At 35.9% G+C, this 17,610-nt stretch carries 18 protein-coding genes and 1 tRNA gene; 9 read left to right on the top strand and 10 right to left on the bottom strand.

Annotated elements, in window-relative coordinates:
* Positions 1-5: 5 nt before the first annotated feature.
* The 4 genes from Q1V95_RS01390 to Q1V95_RS01375 form a co-directional block, all read right to left on the bottom strand.
* Positions 6-359, bottom strand: a complete 354-nt coding sequence (locus tag Q1V95_RS01390; protein ID WP_300669458.1) for a helix-turn-helix domain-containing protein — start codon at positions 357-359, stop codon at positions 6-8.
* 251 nt (positions 360-610) lie between these two features.
* Positions 611-1,456 carry an RteC domain-containing protein gene (locus Q1V95_RS01385; protein WP_300669479.1) on the bottom strand — a complete coding sequence of 282 codons (846 nt, stop codon included), beginning with the start codon at positions 1,454-1,456 and terminating at the stop codon, positions 611-613.
* A 404-nt stretch (positions 1,457-1,860) separates the two neighbouring features.
* Positions 1,861-2,175 (bottom strand): chaperone modulator CbpM, encoded by a 315-nt coding sequence (locus tag Q1V95_RS01380; RefSeq protein ID WP_300669456.1) that lies wholly within the window; start codon positions 2,173-2,175, stop codon positions 1,861-1,863.
* Position 2,176: 1 nt separating this feature from the next.
* Positions 2,177-3,091, bottom strand: a complete 915-nt coding sequence (locus Q1V95_RS01375) for a J domain-containing protein (RefSeq protein ID WP_300669453.1) — start codon at positions 3,089-3,091, stop codon at positions 2,177-2,179.
* 122 nt (positions 3,092-3,213) lie between these two features.
* On the opposite strand from Q1V95_RS01375, the gene Q1V95_RS01370 reads away from it, so the two are divergent.
* The 3 genes from Q1V95_RS01370 to Q1V95_RS01360 are packed head-to-tail and all read left to right on the top strand — an operon-like array spanning position 3,214 to position 5,836.
* A complete protein-coding gene (locus tag Q1V95_RS01370) occupies positions 3,214-4,032 on the top strand; it encodes a siderophore-interacting protein (protein ID WP_300669450.1) in 819 nt (272 codons plus the stop codon).
* 43 nt (positions 4,033-4,075) lie between these two features.
* Complete coding sequence (locus Q1V95_RS01365; RefSeq protein ID WP_300669447.1) at positions 4,076-5,317, top strand: dicarboxylate/amino acid:cation symporter; 1,242 nt, start codon at positions 4,076-4,078, stop codon at positions 5,315-5,317.
* Positions 5,318-5,320: 3 nt separating this feature from the next.
* Positions 5,321-5,836 (top strand): hypothetical protein, encoded by a 516-nt coding sequence (locus Q1V95_RS01360; RefSeq protein ID WP_300669445.1) that lies wholly within the window; start codon positions 5,321-5,323, stop codon positions 5,834-5,836.
* Between the two features lie 30 nt (positions 5,837-5,866).
* Here Q1V95_RS01360 and Q1V95_RS01355 read toward each other — a convergent pair whose 3' ends face one another.
* A complete protein-coding gene (locus Q1V95_RS01355; RefSeq protein WP_300669442.1) occupies positions 5,867-6,388 on the bottom strand; it encodes a GNAT family N-acetyltransferase in 522 nt (173 codons plus the stop codon).
* 121 nt (positions 6,389-6,509) lie between these two features.
* Here Q1V95_RS01355 and Q1V95_RS01350 point away from each other — a divergent pair, with 121 nt between their 5' ends.
* Positions 6,510-8,057, top strand: a complete 1,548-nt coding sequence (locus tag Q1V95_RS01350; RefSeq protein WP_300669439.1) for a M28 family peptidase — start codon at positions 6,510-6,512, stop codon at positions 8,055-8,057.
* 41 nt (positions 8,058-8,098) lie between these two features.
* On the opposite strand, the gene Q1V95_RS01345 is transcribed toward Q1V95_RS01350, so the two are convergent.
* Complete coding sequence (locus Q1V95_RS01345; protein ID WP_300669437.1) at positions 8,099-8,938, bottom strand: restriction endonuclease; 840 nt, start codon at positions 8,936-8,938, stop codon at positions 8,099-8,101.
* A 118-nt stretch (positions 8,939-9,056) separates the two neighbouring features.
* Between Q1V95_RS01345 and fabV the strand changes: the two genes are divergently transcribed.
* The 3 genes from fabV (at position 9,057) to Q1V95_RS01330 (ending at position 12,086) form a co-directional block, all read left to right on the top strand.
* Positions 9,057-10,259, top strand: a complete 1,203-nt coding sequence (fabV, locus tag Q1V95_RS01340) for an enoyl-ACP reductase FabV (RefSeq protein WP_300669434.1) — start codon at positions 9,057-9,059, stop codon at positions 10,257-10,259.
* Between the two features lie 289 nt (positions 10,260-10,548).
* On the top strand, positions 10,549-11,454 hold the full coding sequence (locus tag Q1V95_RS01335; RefSeq protein ID WP_300669431.1) for a hypothetical protein: 906 nt from the start codon (positions 10,549-10,551) through the stop codon (positions 11,452-11,454).
* Between the two features lie 11 nt (positions 11,455-11,465).
* Positions 11,466-12,086 (top strand): hypothetical protein, encoded by a 621-nt coding sequence (locus Q1V95_RS01330; RefSeq protein WP_300669428.1) that lies wholly within the window; start codon positions 11,466-11,468, stop codon positions 12,084-12,086.
* A gap of 2 nt (positions 12,087-12,088) precedes the next feature.
* Here Q1V95_RS01330 and Q1V95_RS01325 read toward each other — a convergent pair whose 3' ends face one another.
* Positions 12,089-12,466, bottom strand: a complete 378-nt coding sequence (locus Q1V95_RS01325) for a hypothetical protein (protein ID WP_300669425.1) — start codon at positions 12,464-12,466, stop codon at positions 12,089-12,091.
* 102 nt (positions 12,467-12,568) lie between these two features.
* On the opposite strand from Q1V95_RS01325, the gene Q1V95_RS01320 reads away from it, so the two are divergent.
* Positions 12,569-13,129, top strand: coding sequence for a hypothetical protein (locus Q1V95_RS01320; RefSeq protein ID WP_300669424.1), 561 nt, complete (start codon positions 12,569-12,571; stop codon positions 13,127-13,129).
* Between the two features lie 132 nt (positions 13,130-13,261).
* On the opposite strand, the gene Q1V95_RS01315 is transcribed toward Q1V95_RS01320, so the two are convergent.
* Positions 13,262-13,332, bottom strand: a tRNA-Cys gene (locus Q1V95_RS01315).
* A 201-nt stretch (positions 13,333-13,533) separates the two neighbouring features.
* On the opposite strand from Q1V95_RS01315, the gene ribB reads away from it, so the two are divergent.
* Complete coding sequence (ribB, locus tag Q1V95_RS01310) at positions 13,534-14,655, top strand: 3,4-dihydroxy-2-butanone-4-phosphate synthase (RefSeq protein WP_300669422.1); 1,122 nt, start codon at positions 13,534-13,536, stop codon at positions 14,653-14,655.
* Positions 14,656-14,679: 24 nt separating this feature from the next.
* On the opposite strand, the gene fmt is transcribed toward ribB, so the two are convergent.
* Together fmt and Q1V95_RS01300 are read right to left on the bottom strand one after the other, a co-directional pair.
* Entirely contained in the window at positions 14,680-15,627 is a 948-nt protein-coding gene (fmt, locus tag Q1V95_RS01305) for a methionyl-tRNA formyltransferase (protein ID WP_300669419.1), read from the bottom strand.
* Positions 15,628-17,529, bottom strand: a complete 1,902-nt coding sequence (locus Q1V95_RS01300; protein ID WP_300669417.1) for a RecQ family ATP-dependent DNA helicase — start codon at positions 17,527-17,529, stop codon at positions 15,628-15,630.
* Positions 17,530-17,610: the final 81 nt, after the last annotated feature.

Here is a 17,610-nt window from a genome sequence, read left to right as displayed (position 1 = left end):
AGCACTTACTTTTTGTCTGTTTTCAGCTTTCTGCCTTTTTCGATATAGCTTTTGCCTTTTGCCATAAGTTCCTGTACATATTCATCGCTACTTTGTACGGCATTGGCATTGAGCATATCCTTGATTGCTCCAATGGTGTAGAAGTATTGTCCGTAAATTTTGGAGTAGGCTATTTCGCCTTTGGTACGCATACGCCATAAAGTTTTTTCGCTGATGTGCAGGTATTGGCATACCTCGTGGTTATTGAGCCACAGGTCATCATAGCTGGTGTCTTCCTGTCTTTTCAGGTAGTCAGCAATGGCATTGATACGGCTGTTTAGCTGTTGCCACGCTTCTTCTTCAATAGTGATTATTTTCATCGCATTGCTTTTTAATGTTCACAATGCAAAATTGGTAAGGGTGGCAGAGTTTGTCCGCCAACCCTCGCCAATTGGTTGGGTGGTTTTTTGAAAATTTTTGCAATCGGGCAAAGCCCTTTTCAGACAAGTATTTTAAGGGATTTGGTATGTTTTGTATTCGGCTATTGGAAGTGTTCGCCCATTGGCGGATATTGGCATAAAAAAAGCAGTACACTTTTGATGTACCGCTTTGAACATATCTAATAATATAGCTAAAGGTCTTTGTCCATATATTCTTCGAGGGATATTTTAAGTTGGTCTAAAAATGCTGTTCTTGAACCAGCCCTTGTTTTCATTCGGTGGAAAGAATGATGAACGTCGTTTAGCGGAGTTCTGAACAACACTTGAAAAATTAAGGCTAATTTTCGGATGCCGATTTTTCCGTGTGCAATGGAATTTGAAGCATATAGGGCGTATATCAATTCGATAAGTGCATTTTGGGAATTTGTCCACGAAATATCTTTGTTTGCATCTCCATTTATTAAAATCGTATCAGGATTTTCTTCGGGGTTGATTTTGGTAAGCAGGTAAGTGTAGAGTAGTTCGTTGGCTATAATGTGGGCTATCTTGTTATCATAATAGGTAGAAAAGCTAAGGTCAATTTCAAATACGCCACTCTTTAATCCGTCGTGGTAATTGATTTGCCCGAGCCGAAAGTAAATATGGTCACGGTCAGTCCTGCCAGCCCGATAGTATCTGTAAAAATCCTCGTTGCAGATACTCTCTTTATATTCTGATTTGAGGGTTTTTAACAGGTTCTCGTAATAGCTTTGATGTATTTTACCATTACTCACGGGGCAGGTTGTTTCAATACGGAACACTTTATTATAATAAATGAGCTTCCCTAAAACCTGTGGCTTGATATTCTTGAAAAAGTCAATCTCCTGCTGTTCATCTACGAAATTATCCTGCGATACTTTTGCTTTTATACTTCCCAGCATTTCATTTAAGAACAAGGTCATTTGGTATGCCTCGTCTGCCGTTCGCATCATTTGAGAAGATAGGTTGTCTTCCTGATGTCTAATTTGCGATAATATTTTACTCAACACGATTTCCATAGCATAGTCTTTTTTGAAGTTATCACTATTTGTTTCGGAATTGCAACTATTGTTGTATGCCAAAATTTGGCAATAATATTGAAACCAATATCACAGGTTCTCCCCAGTGTGGGATTTTTTTTCAAAGATTTTTATATTAGGGAGGATGAAAAAAGGGTAAAGCAGTAATATACTTTACCCATTAATTTATTACATTTGCAGTAATGATTTACAAGGTAATCAAATGAAAGCAAGTGCAGTAAGCACCATTACTAAATCGTTACCGATAAGGTTTTCAATTCTTGTAAACTACTCTTTATAAACAACTTTGAACCTTATTAATCTTTTTATTTAAAAAAAACGCTTTTAAGATGCAAATTTCTTCGCTCTAAAAAGCATTTATTTAAAGTTAAAAATCAAAAAGATTACAGAATTTCGTCGCTTTCTTCCCAGTCAAATCGCTTTATCTGCAGACGTTGTATAAGATTTCTGTTTTCGGCTTGTAAGTGTCGAACTCTTTTTAACATATCATGGATAATCTCGATACCTTGTAGATTGACTTCTAGGTCGTAATGCCAATTCATAAATTTTTCAAAATCCGATAACTCATCATGGATAATGTAACGAATGCTGTTTTCGGTCTGTGGATGCAACAACTCGGAGTCGATAAGCGCGTTCACAAAACTATAATCAACTTTATATATTCTAATGATTTCTTCTATGGATATTCTTTCGTTCATCTTAGCTGTTTTTTAATTGTTCCACCAATTCTTTTTGTTTGTCATTAAACTCTTTCGGGAAGTCAACTTTATAAGTCACAAATAAATCTCCGAATTGTCCCTCTTTTTTGTAAACAGGAAATCCTTTGCCTTTCAAACGAACTCTTGTATTGGGTTGTGTCACCGATTTTACTTTAAGTTTAACCTGAGCATTAAGCGTCGGAATCATAACTTCGCCACCCAAAAGTGCCGTGTACAAATCGATAGCAACTTCCGTTTCTAAATCATCGCCATTTCTTTTGAATACTGAATCTGCTGCAATATTAAATGTGATAAATAAATCGCCATTTGGTCCGCCATTCATCCCTGCATTTCCGTGACCTTTCAATTTGATTTGTTGACCATCGTAAACACCAGCAGGAATAGTGATTCTTACTTTTTTACCATTAATTTCGAAAGTTTGTTGATGCGTTTCCGAAGCTTGTTTTAAAGTCAAACTAAGTTCTGCCGAAACATCTTGCCCTTTGAATTTTCCAGAAGAACTACCGCGACTGCTTCTTCCAAAACCGCCACCAGAACCTCCAAACATCGACTGAAAAAAATCTGAAAAATCTTCGCCTTCCCCAAAATCTGCACCAGAGAATCCTCCGCCACCACCGTAATTTTGAGAATATTGTCTTTGCTGCTGTTGCGCTTTCTCGTACTCTTCGCCATGTTTCCAATTTTCGCCGTATTTATCGTATTTAGCACGATTTTCGGTATTGGACAAAACTTCGTTAGCTTCATTTAATTCCTTAAATTTCCTTTCAGCTTCCTTATCATTAGGATTAAGGTCTGGATGAAGTTTTCGAGCGAGTTTTCGGTAAGCTTTTTTAATATCATCTTGGCTAGCTTTTTTGTCTACGCCAAGTATTTTATAGTAATCTATATAAGCCATAAATACATACTTTATTCAAATTTAAACAATATCCAAGAGACAGAAAAATCAAATTTTTGTTAAAATTAATTTTATTTTTATTTATTCTAAATAATAATTAACTTTGCCGAAAATTATTTATAATGAGAAATATCCATAGTGCCATTTACTATCTAAAAAACAGAGAGTACCTGACACCTAATTATATCCGATTAACTTTAGAAAATGACAATCTAGAAGCTATTCGAAATTCAACTCTTGGCGTTAATAACAAAATCTTTATCGCACCAAAAGCTATCGAAAAAGTCCATATACCAGAATTTGACTTCGAAAAAATGGAATGGACACCGATGCCTGAACATCTGAAACCTCATGTAAGAACATACACACATCGCGGTATCAATTTTGAAAAAAATGAAATTTATCTAGAATTTGTTGCTCATGGCGACGAAGGTCCTGCTTCGGATTTTGCTATCCATGCGCCAATTGGTTCAGAATTGGGAATCTCGATGCATGCCGAACCCAAATCATTATATCCAGAGGTGGAAGATTACCTCTTAGTAGGCGATGCCACAGCAATCCCAGTATTGGCTTGTATCTTGGAAAGCCTACCCGAAAATGCTAAAGTGCACGTTATTATCGAAGTTATTTCTGCCGAAGATGTGCAAAAAATTACGACCAAGGCACAAGCAACTTTTGAATGGTTGATTAATCCTACGCCAGGACAAAACTCATTTTTGGCAGCGAGAACCAAACTCTATGTCGACGATATGAATCCAAATTCTAGATTTGCCTATGTCGCTGCTGAATTTAGTTCAGTTAAAGAAATTAGAAATTATTTGAGAAAGGAAAAACAATGGACAAAAGATGAGCTTGACGCCTATTCTTATTGGAAATTCGGGAAATCTGAAACAGGCTCTGAAAACGAAAGAAGAGCTGAATTGGCAGAAAAAGAAATGTAGGTATTGCAACATTTAGTATTTTTACTTAACCTAAAACTTCTAAATGGAAACTTCACCAACTAGCTTTTGGGAAAGCTATTCTAACATTATCCTTTTGATTATCGGGATTACAGTCGGCAGTATTGTCGGAATTGCAATGCCCGATTATGTCCATTATCTGAAGCCATTAGGGGATGTTTTTCTCAATTTGTTATTTGTTACCGTAATACCTTTGGTGTTTTTTGCCATTGTTACCTCGGTTGCATCTATCGAGCAAAAAGGAAAATTGGGGAAAATACTCTTTGCGATGGGTATTACATTTTTGTGTTTTATCGTGTTGGCAGCAATTTTCACTCTAATTGCAGTTTACCTTTTTCCAACAACAAAACCAGATGTCAACCTCACCAGTCAAATACACGAAATGGGCAGCGATGGCGAAGGCTGGGGCGACAGAATGGTAAAATTCTTTACCGTAGGCGAATTTTACCAATTGCTATCAAGACAAAATATGTTGCCGCTTTTGATATTTTCTTTTTTACTTGGAATCTCGATTAGAAATGTTCCCGAAGAGAAAATAAGCACTTTCAAAAAATTTCTTGACGGCGCAAACGAAGCAATGAAAGCTTTATTAATTCTGCTAATGAAAGCCGCGCCAATCGGCTTAGGTGCTTACATAGCTTACCAAGTCGGCACCATTGGACCTCAGCTTTTTGGATTCTATGCTAAACCACTGGGCGTTTATTACGGCGTGGGAATTGTTTATTTTTTCACGTTTTACACGCTTTACGCATTTATCGGAAGAGGTCCAAAAGGAATTTCTTTGTTTTGGAAAAATAATATTTTGCCATCTTTTACCGCTGTGAGTACTTGTAGTAGTCTTGCAACAATGCCAGTTAACCTCGAAGCTGCTCGACGTATCGGAATTCCAGATTCGGTGGCCAATGTTGTCATTACCATTGGAACAACGATTCATAAAAACGGTTCTTCCATTTCCTCCATTGTTAAAATATATGTTGTATTCTTAATTATGGGATGGGATTTGTTCACCACACATAATTTGCTAATCGCAGTTGGCTTGACTGTTTTTGTCAGCATGGTCGAAGGCGGAATTCCTAATGGTGGCTATATTGGCGAAATGCTGATGATTTCCGCATATAACCTACCACAAGAAGCCATTCCCGCGGTTATGATTATTGGGACTCTGGTTGACCCTTTAGCTACAATCCTCAATGCGACTGGAAATACGGTTGCAGCGATGGTGGTAACAAGGCTTGTGGGCGAAAAGTACAATCCTCCAATTTCGTAAATTATGCAGATTGACGCTTCCAAAATAGAATTAAAAGAAAACATTCCGCTGACCTATCAGGAAAAAGAAGAATGTATGCATCAGGTAAAAAGCCTTAGAAAAGTGGCGCCTTTTGTTTCTGCATTTGCGGTTGGCACCATAATAGTCATGAGATTGTGGGCAGACGATTGGCGAATTTCCAAATACGAAACGAGTGACAACATTTTATTCTTTAGTGCAATGTTTCTAAGTTTCCTCGCATTGATAGGCATATTCTACCTCTACTCTATCTATTGGAAAAATAAGTTTTTGAAAGATTTTGAAAGCGGGAAGCAAATTCTAATAAGCTATATTATCGACAAGGACAAAACCGAAATGGAAACGATGTTAACTTTTGCTCTTCCAAACGACAAAAAAATTAGACTATCAGCAAGCATAAAGGATTATTCTAACTTTATGAAAGGCGATTACGTCCAAGTATCATTTTTGACACATGACAAATCAATCATAAAAATTTTCAGGTTAAACGAAAACTGCTAAACTATAGAAAGAAGTACAAAAACAAAAAAATTACGAATCTGCTTTTAATTCAAATATTAAATTGTCTTCGTTGCCATCATCTTTTCGTTCCTCATTTAATTTAAAATTAAATCTTTCCAACAAAGCAATAGACGACTTGTTTTTGAAACTTGTGAAAGCTTCAATTTGATTTAGTTTTAAAACATGAAAACCATAATCTAGCACCACTTTCATCGCCTCAGACATCAAGCCTTTTCCGTGCAATTCGTGTCTAAGGTCGTAGCCGATTTCCGCCGTTTTTCGATCTTCCGAAAACTTCCAAAGACAAATCGAACCCAACAATTCGCCGTTTTCTTCGTAGCGTAAGCCCCAAGTTATAGATTCATCTTTATCAAATAATTCGAGGATTAATTTAATAAAATCTTCTGCCTGCGATACATCTGTATAAGGCTCTCTTTTGATGTATTGCATCACATCAAAGCTAGAACGTTGGATAAAAACAACAGGAGCATCATCTAAAGTGTAAGGCGACATTATTAATCGCTCAGTTTTTAAAATAGGAAAGATTTTCATTATTAAATAAAATAGACTTCAAAAATACACTTTTGTTTAAAATAAAATACATTCTTTACAGACTTTGCAAATCCGCATTATATTCTTATCTTGAAAGCTTAAATGTATAAAAGAAAAGTCTATGAAAATCAACATGAAAATGACACTTGCTGCGTTATTACTTTCCACTCAGGTGGTGGTTGCGCAACAAAATAATGCAACGGAAAAACGTGACCCAATTGTTCAAAACATTGTTAACGAAACCAACAATAACTCGCAATTAGAAAAACTTGCATTCGAATTGTTAGATGTTATTGGACCGCGATTGGTAGGTTCGCCAGCAATGGAACAAGCCAATGATTGGACAATTGACAAATTCAAATCTTGGGGTATTGACGCAAAAAAGCAGCAGTTCGGCGAATGGGCTTCTTGGCAACGAGGCATTACCCAAGTCGAAATGACATCACCGCGTATCAAAAGTCTTGAAGCCATCCAGCTCGCTTGGTCACCCGCAACTAAAAAAGCTGTAGAAGCAGAAGTTGTTACACTTCCAGAAATTAAGAATCCCGAAGAATTTTCATCTTGGCTAAAAACGATAAAAGGCAAAATTGTTTTGATGGCGCAATACCAACGCACAGGTAGACCCGATTATCAAATAAAAGAATTTGCACTTCCCGAAAATTATGAAGCTTATAAAAAGCAAAAAGACCAAGATGCAGACGATTTCAAAACTTTAATAAAAAATACAGGTTATGACAACAATTCTCTTCCCGAAGCTTTAGAAAAAGCTGGTGCCACAGGTATTGTTATTTCTAACTGGACTGGCATTATGGGTGCTAACAGAATTTTTGGAGCAAAAACCAAAAACATTCCAATGATTGACATCGCTTTGGAAGATTACGGTATGCTTTACCGATTAGCAAAAAATGGAAAAACGCCGAAAATAAAAATCAATACCCAATCTCAAAATCTTGGAACTGCAAAATCATTCAACACGATTGCAACGATTCCTGGAAAAGAAAAACCAAATGAATATGTAATTCTTTCGGCGCATCTCGATTCTTGGGATGGTGCGCAAGGCGCAACGGACAACGGAACAGGAACGATTACCATGATGGAAGCTGCTCGTATTCTTAAAAAATATTATCCAAACAATAAGAGAACAATCATTATTGGACTTTGGGGAAGTGAAGAGCAAGGTCTTAATGGCTCGCGTGGCTTCGTCTATGACAATCCTGAGATTATCAAAAACACACAAGTTGCCTTTAACCAAGATAATGGTACTGGACGTATCATTAATATCCAAGGACAAGGATTTGTAGATTCTTATGACTATTTGACGAGATGGATGGCGGCACTTCCAAAGAATGTTTCCAAAAACATCGAAACAACTTTCCCAGGTATGCCTGGCGGCGGTGGATCAGATCACGCGTCTTTTGTAGCAGCTGGAATTCCTGGAATTTCGTTGAGTTCTCTCAATTGGGGATATTTTGGTTATACATGGCACACCAACAGAGACACCTACGACAAAATTATGTTTGATGAAGTTAAAAACAATGTCATTGCAGCTGCAGTTATGACGTATATGGCTTCGGAAGACTCGGAATTTGTAAGTCGCAAAAAACGAGTGCTTCCTGACGGTCAAAAATGGCCTGAAGTACAAGAGCCAAAGCGTAAAGGGACAAATTAAAATATTATAAAGCTTCGAGACAACTCGAAGCTTTTTTTGACTTACTCCGAGATTTTATTTACTAATAATTCTTTTGCTTCTTGCAGCATCAATTCTTGTTGCTCAGGTTTTAGATTTAACAAATTCAGGAACTTTGGATTCTCTACAAACTCTTTTACCAAGATACACCCACTTTCTAACAGCTTTGATTTTTCAACTTCGTTAATCGTTGTTAAACAAGTTACAGGATACAGAACATTGGCATCCACTAGATTTTTTAAACCTCTGTTTTGAGGATAATCCCAAGACAACATTTTTAGCTTATAATATTCTGCAAAAGTCGTCGAATCGCTAGTAAAATAGGCGTTGGTTACCAACCAACCATCAGTAAACTGTGTTGTCGCGCCAAATAACTTATAATCAATTCCCGAAATATCTTTGATTCTTGACAAAACGTACATTGGTGTTGTTACCGATATTTTGGCATCATCGGTATTTCGAAACTTACATTCCATCCAATACGTTCGGTCTCCTTTTTTAGCAATAACGTCTGCTTCATGTGTTACCGCGTGACCTTTGATATGTTGCCCAGTCATAGTTTGGTATCCAAGCGCTTGAAAAACGCGCGAAATCCATTGTTCAAAATAAAAACCAGCTGGTCCCAATTCTGACAAAGCTCTCTTTAAACTATAACGCGCAGCAACTGATCTAGAAAGCTCTTTCAAAGCTTCAAAAGCCATTTTATAAAGCTCTCTTGTCGTAATACCGTCGAAACATTTTGGTGTGATAAGTTCTAAAACTTTTTTAATACTTTCTGGTGCTGCTCCCGAGTTCCTAAGCGAGGATTCGAGTTTTGTAATATCAAATTCTACCAGCTCACCAAAATTATTTTTGATTTTCATTTTTAAATTTTAAACCTAAAGATAAGGATAATTGTAAATCCTTCGATAAAAGTCCAAGCATTATGTCATGCATTAATCTAAAAAATTCCTTAATTTGCATAGTCAAAAAAATAATAAAATGATTATCCAACCAAGAACAAGAGGTTTCATTTGTCTAACCGCACATCCAGATGGCGCGTTACAAAGTGTAAAAAACCAAATTCAATATGTAAAATCTAAAGGCGAACTAAAAAATGGTCCAAAGAAAGTTTTGGTAATCGGTGCTTCTACAGGATTCGGATTGTCATCTAGAATAGAAGCAGCTTTCGGATCTGGCGCGGCGACAATCGGTGTTTTCTTCGAAAAACCAGCATCAGAAGGAAAAATGGGAACTGCAGGTTGGTACAATTCGGCAGCTTTCGAGAAGGAGGCTACTGCAGCAGGAGTTTACGCAAAAAGTATCAATGGAGATGCTTTCTCTGATGATGTTAAAAAAGAAACCATCGAACTTATCAAAAAAGACTTAGGACAAGTTGACTTAGTGGTTTATAGTTTGGCGTCTCCAAGAAGAACGCATCCAAAAACAGGCGTGGCTTATGCATCAGTTCTTAAGCCAATTGGTGAGCCTTTCACTAACAAAACGGTGGATTTCCACACTGGTGTTGTTTCTGACATCAGCATTCAACCAGTGGACAAAGACGAAGATATCGACAATACCATTGCTGTTATGGGTGGCGAAGATTGGAAATTCTGGATGGAAGATCTTAAAAATGCTGGCGTATTAGCAGACGGTGTTAAAACGGTTGCTTATTCTTATATCGGCCCAGAATTGACATTCCCGATCTACAGAAATGGAACAATTGGTCAAGCTAAAAACGATTTGGAAGCAACGGTTCCAGTTCTTAATAATTTACTAAAAGATCTTAACGGAGTATCATATGTGTCGGTTAACAAAGCATTGGTAACACAGTCTAGCTCGGCAATCCCTGTGGTTCCGTTGTATATTTCTTTGCTTTATAAAGTGATGAAGGCAAAAGGAACACACGAAGGTACTATCGAACAAATGGAACGTCTTTTCTCAGAGAGATTGTACACGGCAGATGGCATTGTTCCATTGGATGACGCTGGTAGAATCCGTATCGACGACTGGGAAATGGCAGCAGATGTACAAGCTGAAGTTGCAAAGCAATGGAATCAGGTAACAACAGAAAACCTTGCTGACATCAGCGATATCGAAGGTTACAGAAAAGATTTCTTCAATCTTTTTGGTTTCGAAATTGCCGGAATTGATTATGAAAAAGATGCTAACGAGAATGTAAAAGTTCCGAGTATTGCAGAATAATTTATAAATCTAAATTATATAAAGTCCAATGTTTTCATTGGACTTTTTTCTTGTAGGAAGTCCCGTAGGGACGACCTGTTAATACAAGAGAATATCACAAAGCGAGCTCCGTCGGAGCGATCTGTTAATAGAAAGCGTTTGATTAGTGCGAAGGAGCTCCGTAGGAGCGACCTGTTAATCATTTTTGCAAAGTCATTACCGAAAATCTAATCGCCTAAAGCCAAATATCATTAATTAAAACCAAATTTTCTTATCTTTAACCAAAGTAAAACTTTTCAAAACTCCTTTTATGTCGACACTTTCGGAATTATTTATGTTTTATAATGTTGAAAATTTTTTTCCAGCTGAAAATATAAAACACGAAAAATCGACTTCTGGACTTTACAATTGGGACGATTACAAATATGGTCTCAAACTCCGAAAAATCAAAAATGTCTTTAATTGGATCAAAGAAGACTTTGGACAAATCCCCTCAATAATAGGACTTGCAGAAATTGGTGGCATTTCAGTTTTGGAAGATTTAAAGCAAGAAGATTCACCTTTGCTTAATCATCAATTTCTTTATAAAAAATCAAATGATTCCCGCGGATTGAGTGTTGCATTATTTTACAATGAAGAAAAGTTTAAACTTAAAAATTTTCAAAGTCTAAGTTTTAACATTTCTGAAAATTTGGTCGCGGACACCCGAGATATTTTGCACGCCGAATTTGAGTTTAATGATAAAACGCTTCACGCGTTTGTACTTCATCTACCCTCACAACGTCTTCAGGACGAGAAAAGGAATTTAAGAAACAAAATCATCGAAGCTTTCAAGAATATCTTAACAACAATTATAGAAAAGCAAGAGTCCATCATTATTATGGGCGATTTTAATGAAAATCCTAACGGCGAAAAAATCAAAGAATTATTGCTTGACAATTTTGGGCATAAGGTTTTTGTTAATCCGTTCGAAAACTTGTTTAACGACAATCAATACTCGTCTTATTATGGTAGTAAAGGACTTTTGTTCGATCAAATTTTGTATTCCAAAAATATTTTTAACAACTTAAATTACACAAATGAAAAAGCCTACATCTTCCGAAACGAAAAACTCCGAGCCAAAAACTCAAAACACCCCTTACGTACCTATTCTGGTTCTCGTTATCTTAGTGGTTTTAGTGACCATTTTCCTGTTCTTATAAAACTTGAAAAGTAGCAGCGACCTCAATGGACAAGAAGAAACAAAAGGAAATCAACGACCAAATTGCTGAAATAAAAGCAAAGTTAAAAAGCGATCTCAAGCAAAAAGCGCCACTTGAGAAAGGCGCAATTTTACAAATTATGTTGTTCATAATTTGGGGAATTGTAAACCTATATTTATTCAACACAAGATTTTGGGAAGTAAGTAATTTCTTCAATTTCTGGGTTGTATTTTTCCTTTTAATGATGAATATTCCTTTGTTTATTTTAAAAGACGAACAAACTTCAAAATCCAAAATTGCAGCTTTAGTATTTTTTGTTGCCTTTTCAATTTTTCTAGGATTTGGAATCGCTATCGCTTATAACCAAGCGATGTTATTCTCGATTGCAGCGTGGTTGCCCAATTATTTGCTTGTACTTTTCTATGGAAGAAAACAGGATCTCGATAACCTAAAAGGAAATACAGGCTGCTTTGTCGTATTTTGGATGGCAATCTTACTAGGAAGCGTAGCCATATCGATGACTGGCAATGCCGATTTTCTTGGCAAAAACAAGAATTACGCTTATCTCATCAATACAATATATTGCGGTTTTAGCGCAGTTGCTGTCTATTGTAGCAATCGTTATCGCAATGTGAAAAATGACTAAGACTAAATATCTTCTCTGATAAAAATATTGTGATAATCAAGAATCGTATCTAACTTTTGATTTCGATAAAGAAAAATTCTCAACGAATCTTTTTTCTTCACAATAGAATCACCAACTTCAAAAATTCCGTTTTCCCATTTTGGAGGAACAGTTGTGTAATCTTCCTTATTAATGCCTTTTAAAGTAACAGCATTATGCCCTCGATCATCTCTATATATCCTTTCAATTTTAAATTCGTAATGAAGTTCTCTTCGCATATCAAGATATATTTCCTTATTAGACCTTTTATCAGATATAGCAACAAAAAACCAATAACCAAAAAAGCAGGTCAATGGTAGAAACATCATCGTAAGTAAAAAAGCGACAGCTTTCTTGTTCATTGTAGTAATCTATGAGAGACTTTAAAGATTTTCAAACTTACGGTTTTCCGTAATACAAAGTCATAAAAAAACTCTACCTATGCGTAAACTTAAATTTAAGCTATGAAAAAATTACTACTATTACTTTCTATTTCTGTTTGTTCGTTAGGTATTGCTCAAAAGAAAAAGTCCAGCGCTCCAGCAAAAGCAAATAAGATTAATTGTTATTTACCGTCTGGAGATAAGTGTCCGAGTGATAAGGTGGGAATTAATATACTGGAGACAAATAAGTATTTTGCGCCTAAAGATCGTGCGTGGATGGGTTATTCAAAAAACAAAGATTATAGCGGTACGGTTGTTTTAAAATCACTTACTACAGATCCGTTATACGTTGTAGTTCACGACAACAAAGAAAAGACTCCAGAAGAGATTAAAAATTATATTGATAACGTAGATTTATCGTCTTACTTTGGTAGTTATAATTCTGGTTTAAAAATGGATCTAAAAAGAATGATTAAAGAAAAATCTTTAACAGATCTTTATTTGCTTGATACGCTCGGAAGTCCGTCTAAAACCTACGAAAGTTTTTACAATGGGAAAACGGTTTCAGTAATGGATTATAGTTTTAAAAGAATTAAAATCTATTTAGTAAATAGCGTTGCTGTTGGTTTTGATAGTTATTAAATCTAAAAACATTTTATAGCAAAAAAGATGAGGTTTCTAGGTAAATTTCCTATCCGTTAGAATTTCTTTGGAACATTAGGAAAACAAAAAACCCTAAACTATTTATTATCAATAGATTAGGGTTTATTACTGAGGTGCCTAGCGGATTCGAACCGCTGTAGATGGTGTTGCAGACCACTGCCTAGCCGCTCGGCCAAAGCACCCTTTATTTGGTTTGCAAATCTAGTAAAATATTCTTGATTTCAAAAGGCTTTTGTGTAATTTTTATCTCAAGCCCTGATTTTCAAGACGAAAACTTAATTTTTAAATTTTCACTCTTATTAAATTCGGCTATTAATGCTATAAATTTAAGAAAAATCCTTTCAATATCCTTATCTTTGCATAACCAAAAATTAAAAGTAAAAATGGAAAAATTCCAACTAAATACAATATCAGAAGCAATTGAAGATTTGCGTAATGGCAAAATGATTATCGTTGTTGATGACGAGAACCGTGAAAATGAAGGCGATCTATTGGCTGCAGCAGAACTTGTAACAACCGAGATTGTTAACTTTATGACCATCCATGCTAGAGGTCTTATCTGTATGCCACTTAGCGAAAAACGTTGCGACGAGCTAGAACTTCACTCAATGGTGAGCAATTCTACAGATCCAAAAGAAACGGCTTTCACTGTTTCTGTTGACCTTTTAGGAAAAGGCGCTACGACTGGAATTTCTGCTGGTGATAGAGCAAAAACCATTAAAGCAATTATGGATCCTACGACCAAACCTACAGATCTTATGCGTCCTGGACACATTTTCCCATTGCGTGCAAAAGAAGGTGGTGTTCTAAAAAGAGCTGGTCATACGGAAGCTGCTATTGATTTAACAAAATTGGCGGGTCTTAAAGAAGGTGGCGTTATCTGCGAAATCATGAACGACGACGGAAGTATGTCACGTCTTCCAGATTTGATTGAATTCGGTAAAAAACATGACTTAAAAATCGTGTCTATCGAAGACCTTATCCACTATAGATTAAGAAAAGGAACAATCGTTGAACGTATCGAAGAGCGCGATGTGAAGACACATTACGGCGATTTCAAATTCTTTGCGTTTGAGGAAAAACCAACAGAGCAAGTTCATTTTGCTTTAACTAAAGGAAGTTGGACGCCAGACGAACCTGTACTGATTAGAGTGCAGTCTTCAAGCTCTTATTTTGATGTGTTGAGCAGACTTACTAATGGTGAACAACCACTTTTAGAAAAAGTTACGGACATCATCAACAAAGAAGGAAAAGGTGCGATTGTCTTTATTAATAACGTTTCTAATACCGAAACAACACTTAGAAAGCTACAACAATTCTTGAATTTCCAAAACGGACAAGAAGATTTGCCAACCATTCCAGCGAATTTTAGAGACTACGGAATTGGAACTCAGATTTTGAAAGATTTAGGAATCAGCAAATTTAAAGTGATTTCTCAAAATCCAAACTTAAAGCCTATTATTGCAGGCTACGATGTTGAAGTAACCGAAATGGTACAACTATAAAAAACCAAAATGGCTTAGTAATCACTAAGCCATTTTTATTTGTTCGAAACTACGAAAACCATTTAAAAAATCTTTTAGAGGCATTCGTTTTTTACCTTGCAATTGCAATTCTTCGGGAAAGTAATAACCGTCTTTTGTAGCGATTTTAAACTCATTTTTAGAAATATGGATTGTCCCAGCTGTTTCGTTGTGATTATTTAATTCAAAATTTCCTTTAAAAAGCTTTAAGGATTTTTCTTCATTTTCAATATTTAAAACCGTAAAAGCTGTTGGGTAAGGCGACATACCACGAACAAAATTATGGATGATTTCGGAGTTTTGATTCCAATTAATTTTTAAATCATCTTTAAAAATCTTGTACGCTGTTTTTGGATTTTCTTTTTCGGGTTGAGGATGTTCGGTAAGATTTCCTAAAGCTAAACCGTCCAAAGTTTTAACAATTAATCCAGCGCCCATCACCATCAATTTATCATGAAGACTTCCGGCATTATCCTCTGGCAGCACATCAATCTCCTCTTGCAATAAAATGTTTCCCTCATCAATTTTTTCATTGATAAAAAAAGTAGTTGCTCCAGATTTGGTTTCACCGTTAATCACCGCAAAATTAATTGGCGCAGCACCACGATAATCTGGCAACAAAGAAGCATGCAAATTGAATGTTCCCATTGGTGGAATTGAAAACAACATTTGCGGCATCATTCTAAAAGCAACAACGACAAAAACATCCGCGTCTAGGGATTTTATCTCTTCTAAAAATTCGGCATTTCTTAATTTTTCTGGTTGAAATAATTTAAGACCTTGTTCTTCGGCATAGATTTTAACTGGCGAAGCATTTAATTTTTGCCCTCTCCCACTCGCTTTATCTGTTGCTGTTACCACTCCTACAACTTCGTGATGCGATTGATGAATAGCTTCCAAAGCCGTTTTTGCAAATTCTGGTGTTCCTAGAAACACAACTTTTAAACTTTTCATTTATGAATTTATCGTATAAGTTTTATAATTCAACATTTTGATTCTTCTTAAATCTAAAAGAAAAATCAAGATTTCTAAAATGGTCTCGCGCGAGTGAATTTTGAGAATCGCTACCAATTCGTTTAAGGTTCTTGGCTGATAAGTCAGCTGTAACAAGATGTCATTCGTTAAGCTATTGGACGACATTGGCGCTTTCTTTTGACAATAATCGCACTTACCACATTCGTCAGCATTTTTCTCACCAAAATAGCGTAAAATAAGCTTCATTCGGCAATAATCTTGCGTGGTCACATAGAATTTCATTTGTTTCCATTTTTGAAGTTTATTTTCCTGTATTTCCGAAAACAACTTCCAATAGTAACCAAATAATCTGTTTTCGTCACGAGGTTTCAAAAATCGAACAGCATGATTAGCACCATCGAAATATTGGATATATCCAGCCTTTTGTAATTCCACCAAACGCTCTTTGAACAACGTGTAATCAAAATGATTTTTCTCGCAAAAAGCTCTTTCGCTAAAATTAACTTTGCCAGACGCCAAACCTGCAATATTTCTAAACAACAACTCCAAGAAATAAGCGTCTTTTGATGGCAACAATTCAATATCTTGACCATTGACCAAAGACTCTATACTCGATGGACTCCATGTATTTTTATAATAAATAAGTTCTTGATTATGCAAAAAATTAAGAACATTGACAATCTTCGCTCGTGAAGCCTTACTAAGATTTTTAATTCGATCAAGCTTTAGTGTAAACATCGGCTCAGGCAAATCGTGTTCGGCAATTTGATAAATCGAATACAAATATCGAAGTATCGATTGGTATTCTTCCTTGGTTGGAATTTGATTTTTTAAGATAGCATCGAAATCATTAAGTTCTTGCTGATTCCAAAAAAGATAAGCAATGGATTCCTCTCCATCTCTACCAGCACGACCAATTTCTTGATAATAGTTTTCAATCGATGAAGAAGGCGAAAGATGCATAATAAACCTCACATTATCTTTGTCAATTCCCATTCCGAAAGCATTTGTCGAAACCAAAACACGAGAATGACTGTTTTGCCATTGTTTTTGAAGACGCTCTTTATCTTGTCGAGAAAGTCCTGCGTGATAAAAATTTACATTGTCAAATCCAGAGTTTTTAAGAAAATTACTTAAATCTTCAGCCTCTTTCCGCGTTCGTGTATAGATAATACCTGCCGTTTTATTTTGAATAAGAAAATCCTTTATTTTTTGGTACTTATCTGTAATATCTTGACAAATAATATTGAGATTTTTCCTTTGGAAGCTTTGTTTAAAAACATTAACGTTCTTTAAAGATAATTTATCCAAAATCTCTTCAACAACCTCTGGTGTTGCCGTTGCTGTTAAAGCTAACATTGGAACTTTCTTAAACTCTTCTCGAAAGAATTTTATATTCTGATAACTTGGACGAAAATCTTGACCCCACTCCGAGATACAATGTGCCTCGTCAACCGCAATAAAGGAAATATTGATTTCTGGAATCCTACGAAGAAACTCTTGGTTTTTAAGACGCTCAGGCGAAACGTACAGTACTTTTGTAAAACCATCAATACAACGATTGAAGACTTCTTCAACTTCTCTATCGTCTAATTCGGAGCTTAGAAAGTCCGCTTCGATACCAATATTTTCTAAAGCTGTAACTTGATCTTTTATTAAAGCTAAAAGCGGCGAAATCACCAAACAAGTCCCTTCCAAAACGATGGCTGGAAGCTGGTAACAAAGCGACTTACCACCACCTGTTGGCAATAATGCTAGTGCATCGTCACCATTAATAACTGATCTAATAATCGCTTCTTGATCATCACGAAATTCTGCAAAACCCCAAAATCTTTGAAGTTGCTCGTGTAAGAGTTGCGATAATTGGTTATCAGTTTTCATCTCGTAAAATTACACAAATACTAAAGTTTAAAAAAATAAAAACCGCTGAGATGTCTCAACGGTTTTTAATTTTATCTAAAA

Origin of the sequence: Soonwooa sp. (assembly GCF_030151385.1) — a bacterium.
Lineage (GTDB): Bacteria > Bacteroidota > Bacteroidia > Flavobacteriales > Weeksellaceae > Soonwooa.
Note: the sequence above shows the minus strand (reverse complement) of the source record. Positions and strands in the feature narration are given on the sequence as shown.